Origin of the sequence: Mangrovimonas sp. ST2L15 (assembly GCF_001280515.1) — a bacterium.
Classification (GTDB): Bacteria; Bacteroidota; Bacteroidia; order Flavobacteriales; family Flavobacteriaceae; genus Mangrovimonas; species Mangrovimonas futianensis.
On the sequence record NZ_LBIQ01000030.1, the window covers coordinates 1,662,959 to 1,679,254 of the forward strand.

Annotated in this window: 13 protein-coding genes and 1 riboswitch; of the genes, 3 read left to right on the plus strand and 10 right to left on the minus strand. The window is 35.5% G+C overall.

The window, feature by feature from the left end; translation table 11 throughout:
• Position 1: 1 nt before the first annotated feature.
• Complete coding sequence (locus tag ZA07_RS11340) at positions 2-574, minus strand: hypothetical protein (protein ID WP_053971795.1); 573 nt, start codon at positions 572-574, stop codon at positions 2-4.
• Between the two features lie 245 nt (positions 575-819).
• On the opposite strand from ZA07_RS11340, the gene rpmH reads away from it, so the two are divergent.
• Complete coding sequence (gene rpmH, locus ZA07_RS15900; protein WP_082316571.1) at positions 820-978, plus strand: 50S ribosomal protein L34; 159 nt, start codon at positions 820-822, stop codon at positions 976-978.
• 110 nt (positions 979-1,088) lie between these two features.
• Positions 1,089-3,941, plus strand: coding sequence for a carbamoyl-phosphate synthase large subunit (carB, locus tag ZA07_RS11345; RefSeq protein ID WP_053971796.1), 2,853 nt, complete (start codon positions 1,089-1,091; stop codon positions 3,939-3,941).
• 22 nt (positions 3,942-3,963) lie between these two features.
• Here carB and ZA07_RS11350 read toward each other — a convergent pair whose 3' ends face one another.
• The 9 genes from ZA07_RS11350 to ZA07_RS11390 all read right to left on the minus strand — a co-directional run bounded on the left by ZA07_RS11350 (position 3,964) and on the right by ZA07_RS11390 (position 14,081).
• On the minus strand, positions 3,964-5,847 hold the full coding sequence (locus ZA07_RS11350; protein WP_053971797.1) for a hypothetical protein: 1,884 nt from the start codon (positions 5,845-5,847) through the stop codon (positions 3,964-3,966).
• A 17-nt stretch (positions 5,848-5,864) separates the two neighbouring features.
• Positions 5,865-6,593, minus strand: coding sequence for a DUF3307 domain-containing protein (locus tag ZA07_RS11355; RefSeq protein WP_053971798.1), 729 nt, complete (start codon positions 6,591-6,593; stop codon positions 5,865-5,867).
• Complete coding sequence (locus ZA07_RS11360) at positions 6,590-7,207, minus strand: SatD family protein (RefSeq protein WP_053971799.1); 618 nt, start codon at positions 7,205-7,207, stop codon at positions 6,590-6,592. Before ZA07_RS11360 ends, ZA07_RS11355 begins: the two co-directional genes overlap by 4 nt.
• Positions 7,208-7,299: 92 nt before the next feature.
• A complete protein-coding gene (locus ZA07_RS11365; RefSeq protein ID WP_053971800.1) occupies positions 7,300-7,854 on the minus strand; it encodes an acyl-CoA thioesterase in 555 nt (184 codons plus the stop codon).
• A complete protein-coding gene (locus tag ZA07_RS11370; protein WP_053971801.1) occupies positions 7,847-9,166 on the minus strand; it encodes a DNA recombination protein RmuC in 1,320 nt (439 codons plus the stop codon). The genes ZA07_RS11365 and ZA07_RS11370 overlap by 8 nt, the downstream gene beginning before the upstream one ends.
• Before the next feature lie 76 nt (positions 9,167-9,242).
• A complete protein-coding gene (locus tag ZA07_RS11375; protein WP_053971802.1) occupies positions 9,243-10,970 on the minus strand; it encodes a hypothetical protein in 1,728 nt (575 codons plus the stop codon).
• A gap of 114 nt (positions 10,971-11,084) precedes the next feature.
• A complete protein-coding gene (locus ZA07_RS11380; RefSeq protein ID WP_053971803.1) occupies positions 11,085-11,879 on the minus strand; it encodes an ABC transporter ATP-binding protein in 795 nt (264 codons plus the stop codon).
• Complete coding sequence (locus ZA07_RS11385; RefSeq protein WP_053971804.1) at positions 11,879-12,907, minus strand: iron ABC transporter permease; 1,029 nt, start codon at positions 12,905-12,907, stop codon at positions 11,879-11,881. The genes ZA07_RS11380 and ZA07_RS11385 overlap by 1 nt, the downstream gene beginning before the upstream one ends.
• 1 nt (position 12,908) lies before the next feature.
• Positions 12,909-14,081 (minus strand): ABC transporter substrate-binding protein, encoded by a 1,173-nt coding sequence (locus tag ZA07_RS11390; protein WP_053971805.1) that lies wholly within the window; start codon positions 14,079-14,081, stop codon positions 12,909-12,911.
• A gap of 161 nt (positions 14,082-14,242) precedes the next feature.
• Positions 14,243-14,429, plus strand: a riboswitch (cobalamin riboswitch).
• A gap of 31 nt (positions 14,430-14,460) precedes the next feature.
• Here ZA07_RS11390 and ZA07_RS11395 point away from each other — a divergent pair.
• Entirely contained in the window at positions 14,461-16,296 is a 1,836-nt protein-coding gene (locus tag ZA07_RS11395; RefSeq protein ID WP_053971806.1) for a TonB-dependent siderophore receptor, read from the plus strand.

Sequence of the window (16,296 nt, forward strand, 5' to 3'; positions counted from 1 at the left end):
TTTACCGACGTTTTCCTGGGCGTTGTTGTCTATGTCCTCCAAAATGTTGATTAGGCATTTGGGCACGTTTCATGTTTTCCTTCATCATTTTGATTTGTTCATTCAACATGTTGTGCTTGTCTAGCTTTTGAGCTTCATTCAAAAGAGCTTGAGCTTCTGTTTTTCTTCTTTTAGCAAAAGCAATACCCGCCAAATTTAATTTAGCCATAGCCAAATCATGATCCATTGCGAGACCTAGTGAGATGGCTTTCTTAAAGTATTTTTCAGCATCATTCATATTGCTTTGGGAAACCATAATTCCATGAAGATAATTGTAATATCCTTGTTGCTTTTTAACTAAAGCGCCCTCTGGGTTCTTTATTTTGTCTAACCATTTTTTGGCACCTTCAAAGTCTTGTTTTCGCAATCTTAAAAATGCTAAAAGAATCATTTCATTCTTAAAATAGAGGAAAATAAAAATCCCAGCTAATAAGATGAACATAATGCCATTACCAATATTTCCTTCAATGAATTGATAAACGGCATAAGCTAATACTAGGACTGCAATAACGAGTTTGAATATTTTATTGAACATAAACTGCTATGAATGATCTTAAATAATTAATTTTGCTGCAAATTTAAGATGTTTAAATTTGAAATCACACCTCAAAAATGGGTTTTTCAAATTTTGTTTGCAAACAAGCAAATATTAAAATTAAAATATTTTTTAAATAAGGTTTGCTAAATAAAAAAGCCTTTGTATATTTGCACGCACTTTTGGATACCCCAAAGGTTTTGATAGTTAATTAGGAATTATTCAGATAATAAAGATACAAGGAAATGAAAAGAACGTTTCAACCATCAAAGAGAAAGAGGAGAAATAAACATGGCTTTAGAGAGCGTATGGCTTCAGCCAATGGTAGAAAAGTACTTGCTCGTAGAAGAGCCAAGGGTAGAAAGAAATTAACTGTATCTTCTGAATCAAGACATAAGAGATAAATGATTAACAATGGTTAATATAAAAAAGGTGTTACTAAGAGTAGCGCCTTTTTTTATGTCTCGTATTCATTCACTATTTTTGCAAAAACAAATAAACTTCATTTAAAAAGATGCCTAAAGATTCAAGTATCAAGTCAATTTTAATTATTGGTTCAGGTCCCATCATTATTGGTCAAGCTTGTGAATTTGATTATTCTGGAAGTCAAGCCTTGAGATCTTTGAGAGAGGACGGAATTGAAACCATTCTTATTAATTCAAACCCAGCAACCATCATGACAGACCCATCAATGGCTGATCATGTTTATTTGTTGCCATTGACTACCAAATCCATAGTTCAAATATTAAAGGATCACCCTCAGATTGATGCTGTTTTACCTACAATGGGTGGGCAGACCGCTTTGAATTTATGTATTGAAGCAGACGAAAAGGGTATTTGGAAAGATTTTGGAGTAAAAATCATTGGTGTTGATATCGATGCTATCAACATTACAGAAGACCGTGAGAAATTCCGTGAATTGATGTTGGAAATAGGTGTTGGTATGGCACCTCAAGCAACTGCCACTTCATTTTTAAAAGGTAAAGAAATAGCGCAGGAATTTGGATTCCCGTTGTGTATTAGAGCATCTTTTACCCTAGGTGGAGCAGGAGCTTCTATTGTCTATAATGAAGAAGAGTTTGATGAATCATTAACTAGAGGACTGGAAATTTCCCCCATCCACGAAGTTATGATAGATAAGGCCATGATGGGCTGGAAAGAGTATGAGTTAGAGCTACTTCGTGACAAAAATGACAATGTTGTTATTATTTGTACCATAGAAAATATGGATCCTATGGGAATCCATACAGGTGACTCAATTACAGTTGCACCTGCTATGACATTGTCTGACAAGACCTTTCAAAAAATGCGTGATATGGCCATCCTTATGATGCGTAGTATCGGTGATTTTGCAGGAGGATGTAACGTTCAGTTTGCAGTAAGCCCAGATGAGAATGAAGAAATTATAGCTATTGAAATTAATCCTAGGGTTTCTCGTTCATCTGCTTTAGCCAGTAAAGCTACAGGTTATCCAATTGCGAAGATAGCATCTAAGTTGGCTTTGGGTTATACTCTAGATGAGTTAAACAATCAAATTACACAATCGACTTCTGCTTTATTTGAACCTACATTAGATTATGTTATCGTTAAAATTCCAAGATGGAACTTCGATAAGTTTGAAGGTAGCGACAGAACTCTAGGTCTTCAAATGAAATCTGTGGGAGAAGTTATGGGAATTGGAAGATCCTTCCAAGAAGCACTTCATAAGGCTACACAATCATTAGAAATTAAAAGAAATGGTTTGGGAGCCGATGGTAAGGGGTATAAAAATTATGACCAAATCATCAGTAAATTAACCCATGCTAGTTGGGATCGCGTCTTTGTGATTTATGATGCTATTCAAATGGGTATACCGTTGAGTAGAATTCATGAAATCACTAAAATAGACATGTGGTTCTTGAAGCAATATGAGGAATTATATTTCCTAGAAAAGGAAATTTCACAATATACTATTGAAACTTTAGACAAGGATTTACTTTTAGAGGCAAAACAAAAAGGCTATGGTGACCGTCAGATTGCACATATGCTGAATTGTTTAGAAAGCGAAGTCTACAAGAAGCGTGAGGAACTAGGAATTAATAGGGTTTACAAGTTAGTTGATACTTGTGCTGCAGAGTTTCAAGCGCAGACACCATATTACTACTCTACCTTTGAAAATGAGGTAAAAACTAAAGATGGCAATGTTTTTACAGAAAACGAAAGTGTTGTTACTGATAAGAAGAAAATCATTGTATTAGGTTCTGGACCGAACAGAATTGGTCAAGGTATCGAGTTTGATTACTGTTGTGTTCATGGGGTGTTAGCGGCAGCTGAGTGTGGTTATGAAACCATTATGATCAACTGTAATCCAGAGACGGTTTCTACAGATTTTGATACTGCAGATAAATTATACTTTGAGCCGGTATTCTGGGAGCATATTTACGATATTATTAAGCACGAAAAACCAGAAGGTGTTATTGTTCAATTAGGAGGTCAAACAGCTCTTAAATTGGCTGAAAAACTGGATCGTTATGGTGTGAAAATTATTGGAACCAGTTATCAATCGTTAGATTTGGCTGAAGATAGAGGAAGCTTCTCAACGTTACTGAAAGAAAATAACATTCCTTATCCAGAATTTGACACGGCCGAAACTGCTGAAGAAGCCTTAAAAGTAGCTGATAAATTGGATTTCCCAATTTTGGTTCGTCCTTCTTATGTATTAGGAGGGCAAGGAATGAAAATTGTTATCAATAAAAAGGAACTGGAAGAGCATGTCGTTGATTTATTGAGAAGCATTCCTAATAATAAACTGCTTTTAGATCACTACTTGGATGGTGCCATTGAGGCTGAGGCTGATGCCATTTGTGATGGTGAAAATGTATATATAATAGGTATCATGGAGCATATTGAGCCATGTGGAATACATTCAGGAGATAGTAATGCAACGCTTCCTCCATTCAACTTAGGAGATCTGGTTTTACAACAAATTAAAGATCATACAAAGAAAATTGCCTTGGCGTTGAATACAGTAGGGTTGATTAATATTCAGTTTGCTATCAAGGATGATATGGTTTATATAATAGAAGCTAATCCTAGAGCATCTAGAACAGTGCCATTTATTGCAAAGGCATATGGGGAGCCTTATGTAAACTTTGCAACCAAAGTAATGCTTGGAGAGAAAAAAGTAACTGATTTTGATTTCAAGCCACACTTAGAAGGATATGCGATCAAACAGCCCGTATTCTCTTTCAACAAGTTCCCTAAGGTTAATAAGAAATTAGGACCAGAAATGAAGAGTACAGGTGAAAGTATCTTATTTATTGATAGTTTAAAAGATGATGAATTCTACAACCTTTACGCTAGAAGAAAAATGTACTTGAGCAAATAAGAAGTAAGTATTCTAAAATAAATCAATTATAATCTACGAGTTTGGGCTTACCAAACTCGTAGTCTATATATTGGAATTCCTGATTGTCAATTGAGTTCATCTTGAAGCGATTTTTCCCTGTCCCGGGAATTTGATTATACCACGCTAATGACAAATGGAAATTACTAAATATCAAATAATCATTTGTAAATAGGATACCTAATCCAACTTTAGCAAATCCTTTTCCGTTAAATAATTTTCTATCATCCCCATTTATAAGTCCAAAGGAGGCATTCAAAAATGGAGATAATCTAAAGCCTAAAAAAGAATAGGGAGAATAGGACTGTATTTGAATATTGGTAAGCCATTTTTTGGTTCCTCTCACTTCTAAACTATAAAACCCCTCAATACCTACTGGGGTATTGCCATCTAGACCTATTTTATCACCGTAGGCATCTAATCGATTGTTTCCAAGTATTAGGTCAGACCATATAAAATGTCTGAATTTCCAATCAGACCAGCTCATCAGTTTGGTGTAGTAATGAGCTTTAATAGACAGGGCTGTTTGTTCACTTTTACCATTACTTAGGAATCCACCATATTGCAGGTCTGTTCCCAAATAGCCAAAGGAAAAATAATTACCTGCAGCAATTCGTCCACCCAAATACATGCGGTTTCTGTTATTTTTATTTTGTACGCCCGTAGTTATCCCATAAGAAGCTCCTATAGGGACATCTTCTATTATGTCATAGTTTTTAATAAATCTATCCTGCACAAAGGAACGCTGTGAAAAACCAACCCCCATAAGCCAAAATTTTTCATCGCTGTAGTAATTTAAGGGATCCAATTCGAGACTGGGACTATCAATGAATTGTACATTATAATATCTGGTAGAAACTATAAATTTATTTAATCGTGGATCAAAAGGAGTAAGGTTTTTAAATAAGTCAAATGCAACTGCTCCCCAATAATCTTGGAGGTTGTACTTAAAGCTTTGTGATGGAATTTCTAGGTCATTTGGAATAGAATCTTGGTAAGTTTTTTGTCCAATATAAATACCTCCAGCCCAACGAGTTAACGGGGAAAAGAAATTTCTTTCCAACGAAATACTTTTATCATAATGATCATATTCATTGATGTAATACTCCAGATTGAAGCTTACAAAGCTTCTTTGGATGTTATAAATGCGATATCTAGTTTGAAACGTATTCCTGTTATTATCAAAATTTTGTTCATATCGATTGTCAAATTCATGTCCCCATCCCATAAAATTTCGCTCCCTTAACCGAACCTCTACTTTAGAATTTGAATAAGAACCACTTGGAATTAAACTCCAAGAATCTAAAGAATATATATACACATCAACACTGTCTGGTGAGGTTTCAATTGGTTGCAGGTCAATTCTAACTCTTCTTATGAATCTTTGACTTCTCATAAGACGTTCAGATTCCACTATTTTTAGTGAATCTATGGCATCTCCTTCTTTTTGAAGCATGTAATTTTTAAGGACAAATTCCTTAGTTTTTACATGGAGAGCATTTCCTGCTTTTTCCAAAAACTTCTGTGGTTGTATAGTCGTGTCTCTTATAGAATGCCCAAATGGATCTTGACTTATGATATGAATTTTTCTGATGTATTTGCCCTCCATACTTTTAATTGAAGATTGGTGATCTAACATCATTTTCACTGTTTCTTTGTCTTTTTGAGTCTCTGGATTTCTAACTAAATACTTGTATAGAAGTTTATTGAATTTATTGTCGTCCTTCTTTTCCTCCACAAATTCAATAAGGTTGTCCTTTTTTACTTTGATGGTATCCGTAGTGATTATGGAATCTTTTTTTTGGTTTGGGTTCTGGGAATACAGAAGTGAAACTGAAAGCAGAGTAAAGCAAAGCAGTCCCTTTTTTATGTAGGTAAAAAGATTCATTTCAAAACATATGTTAGTTATGAAAGTACAAAAGGCAACATAAATTTGAAAAAGAGGCCAATTAAGATGGCTATCCCAAAACTAATAAGAGTGCCTATTAAAATATACTCCGTAAGTTTCCTTTCCTTACTTTCTTTGAGATCACCAAACCTAAATACCGATTTAGCGGTAATCAAAAAACCTACAGCTTCCCAATGGTCAGTAATAATAAATACAAAAACCAAAAGCCGTTCTAAAATACCAATGTATTTTCCAGCATCTTGTAAAGATTCATTGTCTTTGGTCAATTTGGGAATGTCCCATTTGCTGAAAATAACCTGCATGATTATGGAAACAGGTTGTGTAAGGAATATTAAACAAGTTAAAATTAAAAGTGAAGAACTACCAATAACTTCTGTGAGTAGAGAGCTTTTTAAAATTTCAGGTTTAACTATGATAAATCCAACAACTATAACTGTTATATGAAGAAGCTGATCCATGAAGAACCATTTCCTTTTGTTCTTTTTCTTTTGAAAAGAGAGTTTTAAGGCATCAATGATGCCATGAGAGAAAGCGATGGAGAGTAACAAAAGCCAAAGAGTTAAATCCCAGGTGATAAGGAATAAAAGTGTAAGATGAATGGCAATATGAAGATATAAATATCTGGATTTGAGCTTATGTTTCTCTTTGTCTTTCACCCATTTTTTAGGCTGTAAAATAAAATCACCTATGATATGAGCTAACAGTAGTTTTATTAACAGAATCATGAGTTTAATTTACTTATTTTTTTCCGATACATTTGATCGATTTCCAAAACTTCTTCCAAATTTGCGCGTTTCATGCGTTTGCTTACGGCATCTTGGCTAATGCCTATGATTTCTGCTAGTTCTTTTTGAATTTTTTTCTTGTTTTCCAAATAGAGTTTGACAATTTCTGCAGAATTGGGTGTCCAATGATCCATCGTCAATGAAATCAATTTAAAGTATAAGTTGAGTTCTTGATCCAATTCTAAATCTGAGGTCTTGATTTTTAGGTTTAATTTATCACGTTTAAGAGTTTCTAATGTTTCGCCTGAAAATTGAAATGCTTCACCATTAGATTCCGTTACGGTTTGACCTTCAAATGACTTTTCTCCTATGCCAATGGACAATCTTACATCTAAATCCTTAATAGACTTGATGCATGCTTTTATATAAACAGCATGCTCAAAGCATTGGAAATAATCCTTGATTTCGAGTTGAAAACTATCTCCTCTATAAACTTCCCAGTTAGCCTCATTCAAAGTTATTTGCTGTAAAGCAGCGCGCAGGGGTGATAACCAAATACTAGGGTCTTGCAGTTTGGTTGAATTGACGATATCTCCTGTTATTACTCCAATCATTCTACATTCCTTTTTTGTGGAATAAACAAATATATTCCTTTTTTGTGGAATAATCAAATATATTCCTTTATTTAGGAATGTGATCCAGGAGTTTAGCCCTTCAAATCGATCTTAATATTATAGCCTTTAAGATGATCTAAGTAATTGTTTAAAGAGAAAGATTCGCCGTTAAATTCTTCAGTACGATGTTTTTTGGTTTCTTTTCTTTTTATGGCTTTTAAGAATCTTTTGATTTCATTTTCATCATTCAATATGAGTCCTGGAACCTTTATGGTGTTGCCGTGATCATCTTTAGCTACCATGGTAAAGTAGGAAGAGTTGCAATGTTTCACCTCCCCAGTTCTAATATTTTCAGACTCTACCCTAATTCCTACAACCATAGACGTCTTTCCAACAAAATTTAAGGAAGCTTTCATGGTCACCAATTCACCTATTTCAATCGGATTTAAGAAATCTACAGTATCTACGGAAGCAGTTACACAATAAGTTTCAGAATGCTTGGAGGCGCAGGCAAAGGCAATTTGGTCCATTAAATTTAAAATATATCCACCATGAATTTTTCCTCCAAAATTGGAATGCGATGGTTGCATCAGCTCAGAAATAGAAATTTTTGAGGAATCTACTGTTTTAAAATCGTGTTTACTCATCGTCTTCTTCGGCTCTTTTTAGTAAGTTTTCGTTTAAATTTTTACTGGCCTTGGCTCCTAATTTTTTCAATTTTTCTACACGCCTAATCAAATTACCCCTTCCGGTTAATTTTTTCATGGCGCCTTCATACGAAGTTTGCACTGTGCCTATTTGCTTACCAACCTTAATCAATTCATCGGTTAAATTAGTGAAGCTATCATATAGGTTTCCTGCTTCGGTTGCTATTTCCAGAGCGTTCTGTCTTTGTCTATCATTTTGCCATAGGTTGTCAACCAAACGCAATGCAGCCAATAGGGTAGCAGGTGTTACAATGATGACTTGGCGATCAAAGGCTTGTTCATACAAATTGGGTTCATGGGCAGAAGCAATGGCAAAAGCAGGCTCAATAGGAATAAACATAAATACTGTATCGGGGCTTTCCTCAATTAAATATTGATAGTTTTTGGCACTTAACTGTTCTACGTGTCTTTTAATGGAGGCAATATGTTGTTTTAAATACACTTGTTTTTGCTCTTCATCTTCTTCAGAAACAAAGCGTTCAAAATGAACTAGTGAAACCTTACTATCAATAATCATTTTCTTGCCATCGGGTAGGTGAATCAAGACATCTGTTTGTAAACGTTTGCCATCTTCGGTGCTATGACTGTCTTGAACCGTATATTCCCGGTCTTTCTCAAGACCTGATTTTTCAAGAATTCGCGTTAGAATTAATTCGCCCCAATTCCCTTGCATTTTGCTGTCGCCCTTAAGAGCCTTTGTCAAATTATCAGCGTCCTTGCTCATTTGTTGATTTAATTCGGCTAAGGTTTTTATTTGCTCCTTTAATTCGCTATGGCGCCCAATACTTTCCTTGTTTGTATCCTCAACTCGTTTTTCAAATCCCTTAATTTTTTCTTGTAATGGATTAAGAAGTACTTCTAGATGTTCTTTATTTTGTTTGGTGAATTTTGAAGATTTTTCATCCAATATTTTATTGGCTAAATTCTCAAACTCTTTGGTGAATTTCTCTTGTAACTTTTCAACCTCTTGTTTTTGCTCTTGGTTTTTTTGTTGCAGATTTTCAAACTCTGTTTGTTTTCTAGTCAATTCAGAATTGAGATGATCCTTTTCAGCTCTTATCGATTCACGGTCTTCTTCTATACGTTGAATGGTTTCTTTAAGGTCTAAGATATTGTGCTGAAGTAAATTTTGACGTTCTTCAAGCGTACTAATATCTCCTTTGGATTTTAGTTTGCTGATTGTAATTCCGAGGTAAGTTCCAATTCCGCCGCCTATTAGAATGGAAATAATAGCAATAATGACTTCGTTCATTTATTTTTTGGAGTTTATTCAAAGATAAATGATAAGTAGTAAATGAGGAAATCTATCAATCTACTGATTTAACTTTTTAATAGATGGAACTTTGAACATCGACATCTGCATATTTCCATGCCAAATTATACTCGGTTTTTACTTTTTGAGCTTCGTTGGTCTTTCCTTGAGCAACCAAACTTTGATGCAATCCCATCAAGGACCATCCGTTTTGACGAAGATTTTCTAAATCTTTTTTGTAAACGGCTTCCGCTTCAGCATATTTTTGAGCCTTAAGTAGAACAGCTCCTAAATTTTGTCTTGGAGGAATGTGCCAGGCAGAAGGTTCGTTATAAATAAGGTGATCTTCAATGTCTACAGCCTTTTCCAAATGGGAAATAGCTTTTTCAATATCATTTCTTTTTGCAGCCATCTCTCCTGCAACAATTTCATAGGCTAATTTGGCCAAGGTATTACCATTGTCAAATCCTGTAGCCATATTGGTTTCCATATCAGGATCTGTGGTGTAAAATTTAATGGCATCCAATTCTTCTTGAGCTTCTTTTAAATTGCTTTTTCTGGTAAAGGCAATACCGCGTGCATAATGCCAGATAAGTTTTAAATGTTTCAAATCTTCATTGGGCTTGGGATAGGTTAGGATGTCATTCCATTTGCCAAATCGGGTGTAGGCCAAAAGTGGCGTAGAAGCAAAGTTTTGTAAAAAATGAAGGTCTTTCATTTCTCCCATAGGTACCTTTTCGGCTGTTTTTTTGGCAGCTTCTATAGCGGTTTTACTGTCGCCCAATAAACTGGAAGCAGACCATAAAAAATGAATGTTATGGGGATAATAACCTAAAGGGTACATGCCTTGAGAATAGCATTGGGATATATAATCCTCATCAGCTAGGATGGCTTTTTGATTGGCTTCAACAGCATCTTTGTACCTTCCAACCCTGATGAAAATGTGTGAAGGCATATGCACAATATGACCAGCCGCAGGCATAAGTGTAGCCAATTTTTCGGCACTTGGAACTGCCAAATCCGGATTAGGTAGTTCAACCATATGAATGTAATAATGGTGGGCGCCAGGATTATTTACATCCATTTCTATTGCTTTTTCAAGTGCTTTTTTAGCTTCTGGGATATTGGGAGATGGGTTTCCATCTTTATCCCAATAATTCCAAGGAACTGTGTTCATAACGGAAGCGGCATATAGGGTCAACACATCGGGATCCTTGTCATATTTTTTAGCCACTTTTGTCATAGCCTCCATATAACTTAAGTTCAATTCGGAGGTTTCCCGGGATAAATCCTCAGAATATCTGTGTGCTAAAGCTTGAATTAAATCGGCTTCCTTTTTTGAAGTCCCTTCCAAATGAGACAGTGCTTTTTGGATGGCTTCGTTGTAAGATTTTTTTCTTTCATCATCAGGTGCGGGGTCATTAATGTTAGGCCCTAAAACATAGGCTTGCCCCCAATAAGCCATGGCTAAATTGGGATCTAATCTAGACGCTTCCATAAATGACCTATGAGCTTCAGCATGGTTGAATCCATAAGTTAGTCTTAGTCCTTGGTCAAAGAACTTTTGAGCCAATGGAATCTTGGTGCTTACTTTAAAGCTGTGGGTCCCAATATTATCAAAAAGAGGAGCAATTTGTTTGGTAGTATCCACATCGGCTAATAGAAATTTTGTTGATGTACAACTAATGGGATTCATTCCCGCTTTTTTGGAGTAATCAAATTCAGGTACCTTTTTTTCCAATGGAAAAATGAACAAAGTGATTGTAAAAAGGGAAAAGATTAAAAAGTCTAACTTGGTTTTCATGATTCTAGGTTTTGTTAGTTATAACCAATCAAAAAGTACTAGTTCATGGTATTGAAGGTAAGGAGCTGTTTATTAGATTCTTAAATATAATGAATTTTTATTCCTGTAGCAATTTTATTTATTAACCCTAAAGCTGCCTGTTTGGTTGTCAAATTTAATTAGGTCCTCAGGGAAAAGACTTTCAAAAATTCCTTTCGTAATTAAATTGCAAGGGGAATCAGAGTAAACACTGTCATTGGTCATTACGATTAATTTATCACATAATTGAATGGCCAAATCAATTTCATGGGAGGAAAATAGAATGGTTTTTCCCGTTTCCTTGGTCAAGTTTTGAAGTAATTTTAAAATGTACGCCTTGTGGTACATGTCCAAATGAGTAGTTGGTTCATCCAAAACGATGAGGTCGGTATCTTGAGCCAAGGCTCTTGAGATCATGGCCTTTTGAAGTTGGCCATCGCTCAATTCATAACACTTCTTGTCTTTTAAGGAAACAATGTTGGTGGAAGCCATGGCTTGATGGATGATGTCTAAATCTTGGGTAGATAGGCTTCCAATCCAGTTGGTATAGGGTTGTCTTCCTAGCGCGATTAATTCAAAAACCGATAAGTTTTTGGACGCCATTTTTTCGGTCAATACCAGACTCAAGGTTTGTGCTAATTGAAGGTTGGTAAAAGATTCAATATGCTTTCCATTCAATAGAATATGTCCTTCTATAGGATTTTGTACCTGAGTTAGTGTTCGTAGCAAGGTTGATTTTCCAATGCCATTAGCTCCAACCAATCCAACCAATTGTCCCTTTTCTAACGAGATGTTAATATTGGAAGCAATAACATTGGTCCCCTTTTTAGATTCATATCCAATAGAAAGATTTTCTGTCTTTAAAATGATATTTGAATTTTTCTCATCCATTAAAAAACCATTTTACGTTTTCTTACTAGTAACCAAATAACCACCGGGGCCCCAATAATTGAGGTAATGGCATTGATAGGTAAGGTGTAATCACTATTGGGTAGTTGGGCAATACTATCGCAAATAAGCATCAATATTCCTCCAAAAAGAAAAACAGCAGGAAGTAAGACTTTATGATTTGCTGTTGTAAAAATCTGTCTTGTTAAATGTGGAATAGCTAATCCGATAAAAGCAATCGGTCCGGCAAATGCTGTGATAGTTCCAGCCAAAAAGCTAGTTGCAAGAATGATAATCAATCGACTTCTTTTCATATTGAGTCCTAGACTCTTAGCATAGTTTTCTCCTAAAAGAAGCGTGTTTAAAGCCTTTATGGAAAGAATACTTAGTAAGATTCCAAAAATGTAAATGATAAAGAAAATGGCTAATTCTCTCCAAGATAGATTCCCAAGACTTCCAAATCCCCAAAAAATATATTGCTGCAGTTTCTGGGCCGAACTAAAATAGGAAAGGACACTTACAACCGCAGAGGTAATACTTCCAAACATCAACCCGATAATAAGAATGGCCATAGTATCCCTAACTTTTGAGGAAACAGCCAATACGGCCAATAAAACCAAAAAACTCCCCAAACTAGCCGCAACAACCAAACTCCACTTTGAGATGAGCATTCCTGTTAAGAAACCTCCAGAGACTCCTGCTCCCAAGATAATGATAGCAACTCCCAAACTTGCTCCAGAACTGATTCCCAGTACAAAAGGACCAGCTAACGGATTTCTAAATAGTGTTTGCATGAGAAGACCGGAAATTCCCAGTCCAGATCCAACTAATATGGCAGTTAAGGCTTTTGGAAGTCTATAATTTAGAATGATATAAGACCATGATTCATTAGTAATATTTCCAAACAGGCCTTTAAAAACATCTGGTATAGGAATGTAAACAGATCCTAGACTGATGTTTCCCAAAAAACAGACTATCAGTAGAAAGGATAGCAGTACAAATGGAAGTTTATATGACTTTATATCTGACAAATTATTCCAATTTTTTAAAAAAGTGCGGTTGGTAATCTATCAACATATCTGGATGGCAAATTTTTATAATATCCTTTAATACCAAATCAGGTCTAGCAAATCCTTCTTCGTAATAGGTGACGCCCCCTTTTGGTCCCAATGTATTGGCAAAGGAGAAAATGGCATTATTCTGAAATGCCTTGAACTGGGTGTAGTGCTCATTGGCATTTTTTAATGCTTCCATAGAATTGTAATATGACGGACTTAACCAGATGTCTGCATTCTGAGCTTTTGAGAAAACAGCCTCAAAGCTTAAGGCCAAACTTCCCGCACTGGAAACTTCACTCCAAAGATAATCCACATTGGCATCCTTCATAAGTTGAGCTTCGGGACTAGTGCCACTAGGCAGGTACCAAACATCTTTTTCCAAAGCGCCACTTAAAATAGTGGGTCTGTTTTTAATATTGGAAGCTAAGGTTTTAGCTTGATTATACTCCGATTTTATTTGGTTAAAAATCGAGTCTGCCATGGCTTCCTTTTGATACAAAGCTCCAAAAAACTTGATCCATTCTGCTTTTGCCAAAGGCGAAGTTTCTATCCAATCACCATTGTAAATAACCGGAATCCCTGATTTTTTTATCGTTTCAAATGTGCGATTATTGCCATCAATTCCAAATCCTACCACTACTTCAGGCCTTAGCTCCAATAGGACTTCGGTATTGATGCCTTCATTTTTGCCCAATTCCCTAATCTTTCCTTCATCAATTCGTTTTCTGGTATTTACTGAAGAAATATAGGTAGATCCAGGAAAACCAACTAAAGACTCAACTTCATCCAATAATTCCAGAGCAGGAATATGGGTCGTGGAGGTAACCACGATTTTTTTTATTGGAGTTCTCAGGATGGCATCATATTCATCCTTGATCAAGGTAATGGTAGCAAGGTTTTCCTCAGGGATAAGAGCATATCTATATGTCTCTTCAGCCTTGGGCCACGGATTGTATATTTCCAACACTTTAAATTGCTCATGATTTTTGATTTGAAACCCTGTAGCAAAACTTAAGCTGTCTACTGTTTCATTTTTAAGAGGTCGTATTTTTTCTGCTTTCTTGACTTCCTTGCAACTCCAAAAAATGGAAATAATGAGTAAAAGGATAGGTAACCTAAGTGACAGATAAATTCTTGATCTTATCATAAGTTTGTTTAAACTTTAAGTTATGAGAGACGGTTCAAATGTAACAATATATCTAGTAGCGGGAATTATTATACTGCATTTTTTGGTTGGATTAATTTATTTGTTCATCAAAATGAATAAGAAAAATTAGTTTTCTGTATTGCTATAGAAAGTTAATAAGTATCTTTGCATTGAATTTTGGTTCCCATTAGGGGATTAATAGGGAATCTGGTGAAAATCCAGGACTGTTCCCGCAACTGTAAGCTATCAAGCTTTGTGCAACACTTCAAAATGTCACTGTCTTTAAAGACGGGAAGGCGATGCACAAAGACGCAAGTCAGGAGACCTGCCAATTTCAAAACTAAATAATTTAAGCTTTCGGGTAAAAGGCTTAGGGGAAATGAAGCAGGTTTATATTGTCTTTTGTTGTTTGTTTTTTTCAGGTTTGGTCTCATCACAAACCCTAACTGGTTCTATCCAAAATTTGGATGAGGTTATTGTTTTGGCCGACAAAAATCTAAAGGAATTTTCCAATTCCCAAACTCTAGTAACCCTTGCAGATAGTACCATAACAAGAAGTGGTGCATCCTTGACAGAATTATTAAGTCTTAATTCCGCCATTCATTTTAAGGAAAATGGATTGGGAATGGTATCATCTCCTTCTTTTAGGGGTTCTACAGCGCAACAAACGGCTGTGGTTTGGAATGGAATCAATATCAATTCTCAGTTCAATGGGCAAACTGATTTCAATACGGTCAATATTAGAAATTTTGATGAAGTTGGAATTAGGAGTGGTGGTGGAAGTGTGCTCTACGGAAGTGGAGCGATAGGAGGTAGTATACATTTGAATAATTCCGTTCAGTTTCATGCCGGATTTGAAAATAGCTTTTTCACTCGCCTTGGAAGTTATGATACCCAAGATTTAAACTATACAGGAAAGTTTTCAAACGATAAGTTAAGTGTAAACATATCAACATCATATTCCCATTCTGAAAATGATTATGAGGTGCCTACTAGAGTAGGGAGGAACCAAAATGGTAGCTTTTATAATCTGGGAATGTCGGCCAATATTGGATATAAAATAAATGCCAATAACCTCATTAAGTATTATGGGTATTCCTATGATGGAGAGCGTCACTTCTCTTTAATTTCTCCAACTGAGACGCCTACCAAATATCAAGATATTAATACCAGACAATTGCTTGAATGGGAGGGAACCTATGGCAAGGTTTCTTCCAATTTAAAACTGGCTTACTTAACCGAGAGGTATAAATATTTTTCTAATACAGAACTTTATAATTATACATTTGGAGAAGCCAACACAGTTGTTGGTAAATACCAATTGGGATATCGCATCTTTGGTGGAGCCTACCTTCAGGGTATGGCAGATATCACTCATACCGCAGGGGAAGGGTCTAGCATCAATGAAACCAAGCGTACCATTTCAGGGTTCAGCCTATTGTATAAACAGCGACTTAAAAAGTTAATTTATGAAGCTAGCCTTAGACAGGAAATAACCTCGAATTATGAAAGTCCGTTGTTATATAATTTAGGGTTAAGGTATAAATTCAACTCTTGGTACACCTTAAAATTAAATGGCTCCAAAAATTTTAGAATTCCTACTTATAATGATTTGTATTGGACAGGAAGCGGTAATGTGACTTTGAAACCTGAAATGGCCTACCAATTTGAATTGGGAAATGAATTTCAGTTTGGAGAAGTTAAAGTCTCCTTGTTAGGATTCTATAATGATATTACTGACATGATTCGGTGGTTGCCTTCAGGTTCATTATGGAATCCGGTTAACACAGATCATGTCCTAACCTATGGTTTGGAAACGCAACTTCAATTTTCAAAACAAATTGGTGATCATCATATCGGACTGAATGCTTCTTATTCTTATACCAAATCAGAAAATCAAGAAACTGAAAAACAACTTACCTATGTCCCTTATCATAAAGGAGCAGGAAGTGTAAATTATCAATTCCGTCAATGGTCTATGTATTGGCAAAGTATGTATACGGGAGAGGTTTTTATTTTCTCGGATAACAATCCAAGATATATATTGGAGGATTATTTTATAAATAATTTAGGGGTAGAATATCAATTTCACAAGCCATTTCCAATTCAATTGGGAGTACAGGTAAAGAATATCTTAAACGAGACATACCAGAGTGTGGCAAACCGCTACATGCCTGGTATAAATTATAACTTTTATTTAAATTTTAATTTTTAA

Excerpts from the sequence above, each read along its gene's own strand:
- ZA07_RS11340 (WP_053971795.1), bottom strand. The coding sequence starts at position 574 with ATGTTCAATAAAATATTCAAACTCGTTATTGCAGTCCTAGTATTAGCT.
- rpmH (WP_082316571.1), top strand. The coding sequence starts at position 820 with ATGAAAAGAACGTTTCAACCATCAAAGAGAAAGAGGAGAAATAAACAT.
- carB (WP_053971796.1), top strand. The coding sequence starts at position 1,089 with ATGCCTAAAGATTCAAGTATCAAGTCAATTTTAATTATTGGTTCAGGT.
- ZA07_RS11350 (WP_053971797.1), bottom strand. The coding sequence starts at position 5,847 with ATGAATCTTTTTACCTACATAAAAAAGGGACTGCTTTGCTTTACTCTG.
- ZA07_RS11355 (WP_053971798.1), bottom strand. The coding sequence starts at position 6,593 with ATGATTCTGTTAATAAAACTACTGTTAGCTCATATCATAGGTGATTTT.
- ZA07_RS11360 (WP_053971799.1), bottom strand. The coding sequence starts at position 7,207 with ATGATTGGAGTAATAACAGGAGATATCGTCAATTCAACCAAACTGCAA.
- ZA07_RS11365 (WP_053971800.1), bottom strand. The coding sequence starts at position 7,854 with ATGAGTAAACACGATTTTAAAACAGTAGATTCCTCAAAAATTTCTATT.
- ZA07_RS11370 (WP_053971801.1), bottom strand. The coding sequence starts at position 9,166 with ATGAACGAAGTCATTATTGCTATTATTTCCATTCTAATAGGCGGCGGA.
- ZA07_RS11375 (WP_053971802.1), bottom strand. The coding sequence starts at position 10,970 with ATGAAAACCAAGTTAGACTTTTTAATCTTTTCCCTTTTTACAATCACT.
- ZA07_RS11380 (WP_053971803.1), bottom strand. The coding sequence starts at position 11,879 with ATGGATGAGAAAAATTCAAATATCATTTTAAAGACAGAAAATCTTTCT.
- ZA07_RS11390 (WP_053971805.1), bottom strand. The coding sequence starts at position 14,081 with ATGATAAGATCAAGAATTTATCTGTCACTTAGGTTACCTATCCTTTTA.
- ZA07_RS11395 (WP_053971806.1), top strand. The coding sequence starts at position 14,461 with ATGAAGCAGGTTTATATTGTCTTTTGTTGTTTGTTTTTTTCAGGTTTG.